A 12,472-nucleotide genomic window follows, 5' to 3' on the forward strand; every position below is an offset into this window, starting at 1 on the left:
CACACTCCGCGACGTGTGATCGCAGAAGCAAGTCCGCATCGATGCGCGGGGTGCCCGGCAGAAGGAGATGAGTGTGAATCTTGAAAGCGACATTAAGCAGCTTGAACGGTCGATCAATACGTTGATTTGTCGACCGACGCTGATCCGCCGTGAATACTGGGCAGCCCAGACAGAAAAACTTCTCGTGCTTCCAGGACTATCGGCCCGCGATCGTCATCGCTTGACCGTCCTGCTTGATCTTCTTGGCACAACGACCCGCGAACAGGCGCCTCCGTCAGGCTCGCCAGCCACGATGCTCGGCCTTCCCAAGGGAAACGAATTGCAATGTGCCTAGCACGGATCGCATCCTCACCTTGACCTGCCCCGGGTTCTATTCCGAACTGCGGCTCGAGTCGCCTGTTCTACGCGACTCATAGTGGAGCAACGACCGCGAAGTCCCACCGGCTTGCGGACCGCTTCGGGCGTGCGTCACCCGCAGATGCTCCAGGCGCGAGGCGTACGCGTCGAGCGACCACGCATCCATTCGAAGGCACGACAGTCGTCGACGTGCCATCCTCCCCATCGCTCTTGCCCAGGCGTGACTTCCCGCTCATGCAGGAAGGTAATGCGCCTCATGAAATCTTTTCGATTGTCGTCGCGACGCAGCCGCGTCGAGAATGATTTCGCCCCCGCCGCCGGCGCCGATTCGCGGTCGCCGGACAACTCATCCGCATCGACATCGACGCACACCAGGTCATGCGCGACGTTCATCCGGACGTGGCTATCGTCGGCGACGCGCGCGAGGCGTTGAGCGCCCTGTCGACGCGACTGCATCATCGCGGGCGATTCGACGAGCCCGGTCCATGCGGGCAACTTCCTCTACGACGCGTTGCGCATCAACCGAAGGTCAAGCTCTTCAGCGACTGGATCGTGCGCGATCGGGATACCGTTTCGGCTGTCGGATAGTTCGAGATCGCGTCAGAACAAGAAGGCCGCGGACCATCGCGAGCCGTTATCCCGGCGCCGCCCATGCACACGTGAATGCCGAGGGTTGTATCGAGTTGCCGGGTCTGAACGATGGCCATTACACTCGGACATGCCCTGCCGCGCGAGTCGCCAGCGCGAGCCATCCGACCACGAACCGGACCTCCTGCAAAGCATATGGTCAACGACCTCTGGTACAAGAACGCGATCATCTACTGCTTGTCGGTCGGTACGTTCATGGACGCGAACGCGGATGGCGTCGGCGACTTCCAGGGCCTGCTGCGGCGGCTCGACTATCTGCAGGGGCTCGGCATCACCACCATCTGGCTGATGCCGTTCCAGCCATCGCCGGGTCGCGACAATGGCTATGACATCACCGACTACTACAACGTCGATCCGCGCTACGGCTCGCTTGGCGACTTCACAGAGTTCACACACGCATGCCGTCAACGCGGCCTGCGTGTAATGATCGATCTCGTCGTGAATCACACGTCGGACCAGCATCCGTGGTTCAGGGACGCACGGCGCGACCCGGAGTCGAAGTATCGCGACTGGTATGTCTGGTCGAAGAAGCGGCCGGCGCACGCGAAAGACGGCGTGGTCTTTCCCGGCGTGCAAAGGTCGACGTGGACCTATGACAAGGAAGCGGCCATGTGGTATTTCCATCGCTTCTACGAGTTCCAGCCCGATCTCAACACCGCCAACCCCTATGTGCAGGCGGAGTTGCTCAAGATCATGGGGTTCTGGATCCAGCTCGGCGTCTCGGGGTTTCGCATGGACGCCGTGCCATTCGTCATCGCCACGAAGGGAGCGCAGGTGAAGAGGCCCGTCGAACAGTACGACATGCTGCGTACGTTTCGCGAGTTTCTGCAATGGCGCCAAGGCGACGCGATCATTCTCGCGGAGGCGAACGTGCTGCCCGACACGGACATGCAGTACTTCGGCGACGCCGGCGAGCGGCTGCAAATGATGTTCAACTTCCAGGTGAATCAGAACACGTTCTATGCGCTCGCGACCGCGGATACCGGCCCTCTGAAGAATGCGCTCGAGTCGACGAAATCGCGCGCGGCAGCGGCTCAGTGGGGCGTGTTTCTGCGAAACCATGACGAGCTCGATCTCGGCCGGCTGTCACGTCAGGAGGGTGAAGCCGTTTTCGCTGCGTTCGGCCCCGATCCGGCCATGCAGCTCTACGAACGCGGCATTCGTCGGCGTCTCGCGCCCATGCTCGATGGCGACCGGCGCCGGCTAGAGCTCGCGTACAGCCTGATGTTGACGTTGCCGGGAACGCCCGTCGTGCGTTACGGCGATGAAATCGGCATGGGCGACGATCTGCGTCTTCCCGATCGCGAAAGCGTGCGCACGCCGATGCAATGGTCGAGCGAGCCGCACGCCGGCTTCACGAAGCATCCGCGCCCGGTCTGTCCGGTCATCTCGGACGGACCGTACGGGTATGAACGCGTGAATGTCGCGAGCCAACGTCGGGATCCGAACTCGCTGTTGAACTGGACCGAACGCATGCTTCGCATGCGCAAGGAAGTGCCTGAAATCAGTTGGGGCGATTTCGCGATTCTGCCGGCCTCGCGTGAAGATGTGCTCGCGCTGCGGTACGACTGGCGCAACAACTCAGTGGTCTGCTTGCACAACTTCAGCCCGGCCGCGTGCACGGTGAAGTTCCGGGTCGGCTCAGGAGCCGGCGAGAACGCCATGCTCGTCAACTTGCTCTCGGACGATCACAGCCAGGGCAATTCGAAAGGACATCACACCGTCGTGCTGGAACCGTACGGGTACCGATGGTACCGGGCTGGCGGTCTGGATTACCTCCTGAAGCGCAGTGAAGTGTGACGCGTGGCGTGGTCAACGCATGCGTCCGGACGGTAGCGCCCTGGGGACGCACGGCCTGCGTTATCGACGTGCTCGTGCGCCGGTTCCCTCATCGTCGTGCCGACGCCCATTCCGGGAAATCTCGTAGCGGATTGCCTTCGACAGAATCCAGTTGCAACTGATCCGGCTGCCAGGTCGGGGCAGCGCGTTTTAGATCGCATTTCCCGGGCGGAAACGCAAACGTTTGCCAAGAATTTTTTTCCGCCAAACGTTTTCGTCATTCAAACAGCGGCAATTTGTGCGTGGCACAACAGAGGCCCCACATTTGTACGTCGAATATTCGTCTGCGGCATGAGCAAACCGAAGACAGGGAAAGCGGTCGATGGTCATCGTTTAGATGGACCGAATACCTGAACAAGAAATCAAAAATCAAAAGACCACAATGACTAATACATTAATTAGTAAAACGAACGACCGGCCATTTGTAATGGTAACGGGGGGCGCGGGATTCCTGGGCAGTCACGTGTGCGACCGCCTCGTGCGGGAAGGAAAGCAGGTGGTCTGTGTCGATAATTTCATGACGGGCCGACGCGCCAATGTGGCGCACTTGCGAGCATCGCCCCACTTCACGTTGATCGAAGCCGATATCTCCGTGTCGTTGCCGCAGATCGACGTGTCGGAGATCTGGAACCTGGCCTGCCCCGCCTCGCCGCCGACCTATCAGGTCGATCCCGTCCACACGATGCTCACCAACGTGATGGGCATGAAGAACTGCCTCGATCTCGCCTACGATACCGGCGCACGCGTCTTTCAGGCATCGACGAGCGAAGTGTATGGCGACCCGGAAGTGCATCCGCAAGTGGAGTCGTATCGCGGGAAGGTGAATCCGGTCGGTCCGCGCGCATGCTATGACGAAGGCAAGCGCGCCGCCGAAACGCTGTGCTTCGACTATCGCCGCATGTACGGCACCGACGTGCGTGTCGCGCGCATCTTCAATACCTACGGTCCGCGCATGGACCCTCAGGACGGACGCGTCGTCTCGAACTTCGTCGTGCAGGCACTGCGCGGCGATCCGCTCGAGATCTATGGCGACGGTTCGCAAACGCGTTCGTTCTGTTTCGTCGACGACCTCGTCGAAGGATTCTTCCGCATCATGCGCGCACCCGAAGCGCCGCAAGGTCCGGTCAATCTCGGCAATCCCGGCGAATTCACGATGCGCGAACTGGCGGAGCTGGTGATCGGCATCACGGGCACTTCGTCGACGCTCACGAACAAACCGCTTCCTGTGGACGATCCGAAGCAACGCCGTCCCGATATCGGCATCGCGCAATCGCTGCTCGGCTGGAAGCCGCAGATTCCGCTGCGCGAAGGACTCTCGTCGACGATTGCCTACTTCAGCGCCGAGCTCTGGCTCACGCCGCTCGCGGAGGAATGCTGATCATGAAAGCACTCGTTACCGGCGGCGCCGGGTATATCGGCAGCCATACGTGCAAGATGCTGGCGCGTGCAGGTCATACGCCCATCGTTTTCGACAATCTCTCGACAGGTCACGCGGACGCGGTCAAGTGGGGCCCGCTGTGTATCGGCGATCTGCTCGATGCCGATGCGCTCGACGCCGCATTCGAGACGCATCACCCGGACATCGTGATTCACTTCGCCGCGCTCGCCTATGTGGGCGTGTCGATGCAGCACCCGGCGAGCTATTACCGCGTGAATGTCGGCGGCACGCAATCGCTGCTCGACGCGATGCGCCGTCACGATGTATCGCGCATCGTGCTGTCGTCGAGTTGCGCGACCTACGGCATTCCCGCCGTGTTGCCCATCACCGAGGACACGCCGCAACAACCGGTGAACCCGTATGGCTTCACGAAGCTCATCACGGAACGCATGGCCGCCGACTATGAACACGCATACGGCCTGCGCTGGATCGCACTGCGCTACTTCAACGCGGCGGGCGCCGATCCCGAAGGCGAGCTCGGCGAGCGTCACGATCCGGAAACGCACGCGATTCCGCTCGCGATCGGCGCCGCGCTCGGCACGGCTCCCGCCTTCAAGGTGATGGGCACCGACTACCCGACGCCCGATGGCTCCGCCGTGCGCGACTACGTGCACGTCAACGATCTCGCGGATGCCCATCTGCGCGCGATGGCTCACCTGCTCAAAGGCGGCGACAGCGGCGCATTCAACCTTGCGACGGGACGCGGCACATCGGTGCTCGAATTGCTCGACGCGGTGCACGCCGCAACCGGCAAGCCCGTGAACGCGATGCACGCGCCGCGCCGTGCGGGCGACCCGCCCGCGCTCTGGGCGCAGGCGGACAAAGCGCAGCGCGTGCTCGGATGGAAGCCGCAGTACACGGACATCGGACCGATGGTCGAAACAGCGGCGAAATGGTTCATCGAAACAGATAGCCCGGTCGCCGCCTGAACGCGCGACGCACAACGGGCAGAAGAAGACCAACACAGACCAGAAGCAATCGATCAATCGAATCGGGGAGCAACAAAATGAGCGTACGTATTGCAATCGTGGGGACCGGCTACGTCGGACTTGTGAGTGGCGCGTGCCTGGCCGAACTGGGACATGACGTGATCTGCATCGACAACGATCCGTCCAAGATCGATGCATTGAACAACGGCCGCATTCCGATCTACGAACCGGGCCTCGACGAACTCGTCGGCCGCAACGCCGAGCGCGGCAACCTTCGCTTCAGCCTCGACCTAGCGGCGAGCGTGAAGGGGCGCGAAGCGGTGTTCATCGCGGTCGGCACGCCCTCGCATCCGGGCACGGACCGCGCGGACCTGAGCTATGTGATGGCGGTGGCCGAGCAAGTCGCGCCGAACATCGACCAGTTCACGGTGCTCGTGACCAAGTCGACGGTGCCCGTCGGCACGAATCGCGAAGTGCAGCGCGTGGCCGAGCGCTGCCTCGCGCCGGGACAATCGTTCGCGGTCGCGTCCAACCCCGAGTTCCTGCGTGAAGGCTCGGCGATCGAGGACTTCATGCATCCGGATCGCGTCGTGTTCGGCACCGACAGCGAAGCCGCCGCCGCCATCATGCGCCGCATCTACGCGCCGCTCGCGCAGAACGGCTATGAAGTGCTCGCCACCGAAATCGAAACAGCCGAGGTCATCAAATACGCGGCCAACGCGTTCCTCGCCGTGAAGATCAGCTACATCAACGAGATCGCGGATCTGTGCGAGGTCGTCGGCGCGGACGTCGATCGCGTCGCGGCGGGCATCGGTCTGGACCGGCGTATCGGCGCGGCGTTTCTGAAGGCCGGTCCGGGCTGGGGCGGCTCGTGCTTCCCGAAGGACACGCGCGCGCTCAAGGCGACAGCGTCCGAACATATCGTGCCGATGCGCATCGTCGAGGCAGCGATCGAAGCGAACTCGCGCCGCAAGACGGTCATGTTCGACAAGATCGAAGCGGCGTGCGGCGGTTCGGTCGCGGGCAAGCGGCTCGCCGTGTTCGGCCTCACCTTCAAGGGCCAGACGGACGACATGCGCGAAAGCCCGAGCGTTGGCCTCATCCAGATGCTCGAAGAGCGCGGCGCGAAGGTTCGTGCGTACGATCCGTCCCGCCCGGTCGAAGCCGCGCGCATGCTGCCGAACATCGGCGTGGCGGCGACGCCGGTCGGCGCGGCGCGCAGCGCGGACGCGCTCGTGATCCTGACGGACTGGAAAGACTTCACCGAGTGCGATCTGGGCGAGCTGGCCGACTATATGGCCGACCCGGTGATGGTCGACCTGCGCAATCTGTTCGATGAAGACGCCGTGCGCGAGAGCGGCTTTCGTCAGTACGTGCGCATCGGGTGCAAGTCCGTGAGCAGGCGACGCGCGCCCGCCACCGAACGGCGCGCCCGGCGCACGCCTGCTCCGTTCGTCGTGCCGGCAAAACCTGCGCATCACGAAGCGCGCGGGGACGTTCTTGTCGCTGTCGAAGCAAGCGAGGCCGTATGAGCACGCCGGTCACCCGTCCCGAGCAACTGGAGGCGGAGCGTGGCCGCCCGGCGAGCGAGGCGGACACGCCGAATCTCGCCGCGCCCTACCTCGTGCCCTTGCTGTCCGGAAGGCAACGCATCTCTTTCACCGTGCTGGCGGCATGCTGGCTGCTGAGCCTCCTCGGGTTCTGGGCGTGGTGGCTGCAGCCGCAACACAACGTCGATGCATTTCGCTACCCGGTGAACTGCGCGGTGCTCTTCTGGACCACGGTCATCCCAGGCTACTTCGTGCTGGTGTTCTCGCGCGCCCGCGTGCCGAATCGCGCGCGGGCGGTTCCCGCAGGTCTTCGTGTGGCGATGGTGGTGACGAAGGCGCCGTCGGAACCCTTCGCGATCGTGCAGACGACGCTGCTCGCCATGCTTGCGCAGTCCTATCCGCACGACACCTGGCTCGCCGATGAAGATCCCTCCGACGAGACGATCGACTGGTGCGCGCGCCACGGCGTGCATCTCTCGACGCGCAAGGACGTGGCCGATTACCACAATGCGTCGTGGCCCCGGCGCACGCGCTGCAAGGAGGGCAATCTCGCCTACTTCTACGACCACTTCGGCTATGCGAACTATGATTTCGTCGCGCAGCTCGACGCGGACCACGTGCCGCAGCCGGGCTACCTCGAAGCGATGCTGCGTCCGTTCTCCGATCCGAACGTCGGTTATGTGTCGGCGCCGAGCATCTGCGACAGCAACGCGCCCGAAAGCTGGGCGGCGCGCGGCCGGCTGCACGCGGAAGCGGCGCTGCACGGCGCACTGCAGGCGGGGCATAACGGCGGGCTGGCGCCGCTTTGCATCGGCTCGCACTATGCCGTGCGCACGCGCGCGCTGCGGGATATCGGCGGTCTCGGCCCGGAACTCGCGGAGGACCACTCGACCACGCTGATGATGAACGCTCACGGCTGGAACGGCGTGCACGCACTCGACGCAATCGCGAGCGGCGACGGTCCCCGCACGTTCGCGGACATGGTCACGCAGGAGTTCCAGTGGTCGAAGAGCCTCGCGGTACTTCTGTTCCGCTATACGTCGAGGTACTTCGGCCGCCTGCCGCTGCGCTTGAAGGGGCAGTTTCTGTTCGCGCAGCTCTGGTATCCGCTCTTTTCGCTGACGATGGCGGCGAGTGTCGCGATGCCGGTCATCGCGCTCCTCACGCATCGCGTCTGGGCGGACGTGCCCTACACGGATTACCTGCTGCACGCGGTTCCGGTGACGGCGAGTATTCTGTTGCTGATGGCCTGGGTGAAAACCACGGGCTGTCTGCGCCCGCACAGCGCGAAGGTCGTGTCGTGGGAAGGGCTTGCGTTTCTATTCGCGCGCTGGCCCTGGTCGCTGCTCGGCGTCGTGTCGGCGGCGCTCGACTGCGTGCGAGGACGCGAGTTCGCGTTTCGCGTGACGCCGAAGACCGCGGCCGCCGATCCGGTCGCGCCCATGCGCGTCGTTGCGCCCTATCTCTGGCTCGTGCTGATCTGCGCGCTGCCGGTCCTGCTCGTCGATGATGCCGACAACGCTCGCGGCTTTTACGTGATGTCGATACTCAACGCCTTCGTGTACCTTGGCATCGCGATCGTGATCGTGGTGGCGCATGCGCGCGAAAGCGGGCATCGCAGATCGACGCTCGGACTGCTCTTCGCCGAAGGTCCGCTGGCGCGGCGCGGCCTGTTCATCACGGCAGCGCTCGTATTGCTCGCGGGCGGCTATCTGCGGCTCGGTCAGGGCGTCGAAGCGCTGATGTGGCGCAGCGAAGCGATCACGCCCGCGGTAGCCGCAAAGCCGCCGAAGATCGGCGCTTACGATCCGGACCACGCCTATGCACTCGCCGATACGCTCGACGTCGAGCATATCTTCGTGTCCTGGGCCGACCCCGGCGCGCCCGCTGCGATCCGCGAAGCCGGCAACTACGCGAGCCTGCGCAAGCGCAGCCTGATGGTGACGGTCGAACCGTGGACGGCCCCATCGCGCAATTCGCATACGCTTCTGCGCGACGTGACGCTCGGCGCCTACGACGCGGAGATCGACGGCGTGTGCAGCGCGCTGCGCTCGCTCGAATCGCACGTGCAGGTGCGCTGGGCACAGGAAATGGAAACCGCGACCGGCCGCTATCCGTGGGCCGCGAACGATCCAGCGGGTTATATCGCCGCTTACCGGCATTTCGTCGACCGCTGCCGCGCTGGCTCGAAGCTCCTGAGTTTCGTCTGGTCGCCGCGCGGCGATACGTCGTTGCCCGCGTATTTTCCGGGACGCGGCTATGCCGACGAAGTGGGCCTGTCGGTCTTCGATTGCCCGACGTGCGCGCTGGGTGCGAAGGAAGGCGCACCATCGGCGCGGGCGATCCTGCAAGAGAAGTACGCGCGCGTTCAGAAGTACGGCTTGCCGGTGATCGTCGCGGAACTGGGCGTGGAAGGCACGCCCGAGCGCCAGCATGCGGTACTGACGGCCTTGCGCGACGTGCTGCCGCACATGCCGGCGCTCACGGCCATCGTCTACTTCAACTCGCCGGATTCGCCGGGTGCATGGCCGCTCTTGCACACGCCGGACTGGCGACTGGAACCGACGATGCTCGGCTTGCTCGAGCCGGCGAATTAACGCGTCGTCGGAAAGAGGTGGTGCGAAGCTCGCGGATCATGCGGGCTTCGCAAGGCCCGCTGCCGCCATGCGGACTTGTAGGCAGCGTCCCGAGCGCAACAAGCATGACGCGACCTTGCGTTTCCGCAGTCTTGATGAGCGACGTCTGAGCCAGCTGAAATTCATTCGCGCTTGCGCCGCTGTCCAAACGTTTTTCGAAGCGGACCGCGGCTCTCCGTCATGTGCGACAGCGGCAGTCATTCAGGAAAGACCCGACACGCTGCCGGTCCTTTCCGCCAGCCGGTCTCAGCCTGCAGCTTCCCGTAAAGGCGCGGGAGGAACGACGGTCTCGACGAGGCCCGTTCTGACGTCGTAAACCAGTCCCGACACGATCAGGTCATCGGGAAGGTTGTTGTTCGCCCGGAGTGCTGCGACGTCGAGCGCCACTGCCTCGTATGGTTCGGTGATGGCGAGTTCATCAAGCGTGTCCGTGTCGACACCAAGATGCCTCGCGAGCAACGCGGGTGCATGCTTGTGGCAGCCGATGATCCCGCAATCCGTGTGCTGAAGCAGGACGAGATTGCGCGCACCATCGGGGCGTCCTGCTGCTTTCGCTACGACGCTCAGCACCGCCAGCGTTTCCAGCAACGGCTTGTTGATCCGGCCACCGACGTTGCGAATGACGGCCGCCTCACCCTGCTTCAGGCCGAGCACGCTAGCGGGATCGACGCGAGGATCGACGCAGCCGACGACGACCGTCCCCGTCGACGGCATCATCTTCAGTTCAGGGGCGAACGCGGTGTTTGCGAAGTCGGCATTGCGTTCCAGCATGACATCGTTGAAGTCCATTTTGCTTGCTCGTTCGGAATCGGCTCGAAGCAGCCTGGTTGAATTTCATGCGTTTGTCGCATCGCACTCGCGCGATGCGCACTCGACGACGGTATCGCTGATTACACACGCAGGCTCAGGCGAGCTCTTCGAGATCGCTCGCGGGCTCTTCAACCGGTGCGCGCACCGACCGCTCGATGACGTGCAGCTTCGGCGTGCGGTCGATCACAAGCCCGAGCACATCGGGACGGCTGTAATGACCACGCGAGTCCATCATGCGTTTGCGCTTGTCGATCTGCCAGAAATCCAGATCGGCGATGATCTCGCCCTCCCCTTCACGCAGCGGCGCGCCACCCATGTACTCGCCTTCCGGCGACACGATCGCGGTGAAACAGCCGCTGGAAATCGGGCCGAGCTGGGTTGTGTTGGTATCCCGCAGAATCTGCTGTTGCTGCTCGGGAGTCAGCCAGGCGGTCGCATTGACCACGAAGGCGCCCGCCTCCAGCGCGTGCTGGCGGATGTTCACGGAGATCTGCTCGGAGAAAAGATCACCGGCGAACGAACCCGGGTACATGGCCGAATGGATTTCTTCACCATCTGCCATCAGCGCGTACCGTGCGAGCGGGTTGTAGTGCTCCCAGCAGGCCAGTTGCCCGACCCGTCCCACGGCAGTATCGACCGCGCGCAAGCCGGAACCATCGCCCATTCCCCAGACCATTCGCTCGTGGTAAGTCGGCGAGAGCTTCCGGCGCCGCTGCACGAGCGTGCCATCGGCATCGAATAGCAGTTGCGTGTTGTAGATCGTCCCGCCGTCGCGTTCATTGACGCCGATCGACACCACCATTCCGGCCTGTCGTGCCGCTTCGCCGATTGCCCGAGTCGTGTCCGACGGTACTGTCACCGCCTGCTCGAGCAGTTTGTAGTGCTCGGCGCCCATCGCGAACGGCGATTCGATGAACGAGAAGTACGGATAGTAGGGAACGACGGTCTCGGGGAACGTCGCGAACTGGACGCCTTGCTTGCCGAGCGCCAGAATCTTTCTGACGACTTTATCGACAGTGCCTTCCCGGCTATAGAGAACAGGCGCGATCTGAACGGCTGCGGCCCGGATGATTTTCGACATGATGGTGTTCCTTTCGTTGCTGCGAAGCGGTGAGAGAAGTGCTTGTACCTTAACGTCGCGAGCCATTACGATCCATGTCGTTGTTGCCACCATTCATGACACTCCTCGCTCGAGCGCGGACTGCGCGCTGTCTCGGATCAAGAGGCTTCATTCCGGGACTGCAGCCCGGGCAGCGCACATTCACATCACGTTCCCTTTGCGAACGGCAGGATCAGATATGCACCGGATTGGCTTCATAGTGCCGAGAAGATTTCAGATGATGAGCCTCGCCGCCCTGACGGTGTTCGAGATTGCGAACCTGCCCGATGGACGCAAGAGCTACGACGTTCATGTGTTGTCTGAACACGGTGGTCCCGTCGAGTCTTCGGGCGGCATGAAGCTGGAGACCGAGGCATTTGGCGATCCCGCATTCGACACGGTCATCGTAGGCTCGATCACGGAAATGAAGATCCCGTCGCCCGACGCTGCCGTGGTGGCTTTCGTGAAAGAGGCAGCCAGGGTATCGAGACGGATTACGTCGATATGCAGCGGTGCATTCGTTCTGGCCGAGGCCGGGCTGCTGGAGGGAAGGCGCGCGACCATGCATTGGGCGCATGCGTCGGAATTCAGGGCGCGCTTCCCGAACGTCATCACGGAGGAAGACCGGATCTTCGTCAACGACGGCCCAATCTGGACTTCGGCCGGAATGACGGCCGGTATCGACCTTGCGCTGGCACTGCTCGACGACGACCTGGGCGCCGACGCCGCGAAAATGGTCGCGCGGCTCCTCGTCATGAATCAGCGTCGTCTCGGTGGGCAGATGCAACACTCCGCGCTGCTCGATATGACGCCCAAGTCCGACCGGATCGAATCGGTCCTCACGCACATTCGCCGCAACCTTCGCAATCCGCTCACCATCGAGGAGCTTGCTGAAGTGGCGAACCTCAGTCCTCGTCAGTTCAGCCGTGCCTTTCTGGCCGAAACCGGCCAGTCGCCCGCCAAGGCTGTGGAACAGCTTCGCCTGGAAGCAGCCAGATTCATGATTGAGCAAGGCCGCCACACGATCAACGTGGTGGCCCAGGAAACGGGTTTCGCGGACCGGGAACGTATGCGCCGCGCGTTCCTCCGAACATTCGGCGTGCCCGCCGATGTCCTGCGCAGAAGCGCCCGGCGGGAACCGGCCAGAGGCAACTGAGGCCGCTCTG

General features: G+C 63.3%; 10 protein-coding genes. 7 read left to right on the forward strand and 3 right to left on the reverse strand.

The window, feature by feature from the left end:
- Nucleotides 1–73 precede the first annotated feature (73 nt).
- Complete coding sequence (locus NCS58_RS19755; protein WP_250477471.1) at nucleotides 74–334, forward strand: hypothetical protein; 261 nt, start codon at nucleotides 74–76, stop codon at nucleotides 332–334.
- 134 nt (nucleotides 335–468) lie between these two features.
- Here NCS58_RS19755 and NCS58_RS19760 read toward each other — a convergent pair whose 3' ends face one another.
- The gene (locus NCS58_RS19760; RefSeq protein ID WP_086960990.1) at nucleotides 469–750 is read right to left on the reverse strand and encodes a hypothetical protein; all 282 of its coding nucleotides are present in this window, start codon (nucleotides 748–750) and stop codon (nucleotides 469–471) included.
- Between the two features lie 390 nt (nucleotides 751–1,140).
- Here NCS58_RS19760 and NCS58_RS19765 point away from each other — a divergent pair, with 390 nt between their 5' ends.
- The 5 genes from NCS58_RS19765 (at nucleotide 1,141) to NCS58_RS19785 (ending at nucleotide 9,358) form a co-directional block, all read left to right on the forward strand.
- Nucleotides 1,141–2,805, forward strand: coding sequence for an alpha-amylase family protein (locus tag NCS58_RS19765; RefSeq protein WP_061117968.1), 1,665 nt, complete (start codon nucleotides 1,141–1,143; stop codon nucleotides 2,803–2,805).
- A 421-nt stretch (nucleotides 2,806–3,226) separates the two neighbouring features.
- Entirely contained in the window at nucleotides 3,227–4,222 is a 996-nt protein-coding gene (locus NCS58_RS19770) for a UDP-glucuronic acid decarboxylase family protein (protein WP_061117967.1), read from the forward strand.
- A gap of 2 nt (nucleotides 4,223–4,224) precedes the next feature.
- Nucleotides 4,225–5,211: a UDP-glucose 4-epimerase GalE gene (gene galE, locus NCS58_RS19775; protein WP_061118132.1), complete on the forward strand. Its 987-nt coding sequence runs from the start codon at nucleotides 4,225–4,227 to the stop codon at nucleotides 5,209–5,211.
- A 77-nt stretch (nucleotides 5,212–5,288) separates the two neighbouring features.
- Nucleotides 5,289–6,743, forward strand: a complete 1,455-nt coding sequence (locus NCS58_RS19780; protein WP_250538863.1) for a UDP-glucose/GDP-mannose dehydrogenase family protein — start codon at nucleotides 5,289–5,291, stop codon at nucleotides 6,741–6,743.
- Nucleotides 6,740–9,358: a glycosyltransferase family 2 protein gene (locus tag NCS58_RS19785; RefSeq protein WP_250538864.1), complete on the forward strand. Its 2,619-nt coding sequence runs from the start codon at nucleotides 6,740–6,742 to the stop codon at nucleotides 9,356–9,358. Before NCS58_RS19780 ends, NCS58_RS19785 begins: the two co-directional genes overlap by 4 nt.
- 285 nt (nucleotides 9,359–9,643) lie before the next feature.
- Here NCS58_RS19785 and NCS58_RS19790 read toward each other — a convergent pair whose 3' ends face one another.
- Both NCS58_RS19790 and NCS58_RS19795 read right to left on the reverse strand, forming a co-directional pair.
- Nucleotides 9,644–10,186 carry a carbonic anhydrase gene (locus NCS58_RS19790; RefSeq protein ID WP_061117965.1) on the reverse strand — a complete coding sequence of 181 codons (543 nt, stop codon included), beginning with the start codon at nucleotides 10,184–10,186 and terminating at the stop codon, nucleotides 9,644–9,646.
- Between the two features lie 115 nt (nucleotides 10,187–10,301).
- Entirely contained in the window at nucleotides 10,302–11,288 is a 987-nt protein-coding gene (locus NCS58_RS19795) for a nitrilase-related carbon-nitrogen hydrolase (RefSeq protein WP_061117964.1), read from the reverse strand.
- A 217-nt stretch (nucleotides 11,289–11,505) separates the two neighbouring features.
- Between NCS58_RS19795 and NCS58_RS19800 the strand changes: the two genes are divergently transcribed.
- A complete protein-coding gene (locus NCS58_RS19800; protein WP_250477473.1) occupies nucleotides 11,506–12,462 on the forward strand; it encodes a GlxA family transcriptional regulator in 957 nt (318 codons plus the stop codon).
- Nucleotides 12,463–12,472 lie beyond the last annotated feature (10 nt).

Origin of the sequence: Caballeronia sp. INML3B (assembly GCF_023631305.1) — a bacterium.
In the GTDB taxonomy this organism is placed as follows: Bacteria; Pseudomonadota; Gammaproteobacteria; order Burkholderiales; family Burkholderiaceae; genus Caballeronia; species Caballeronia turbans.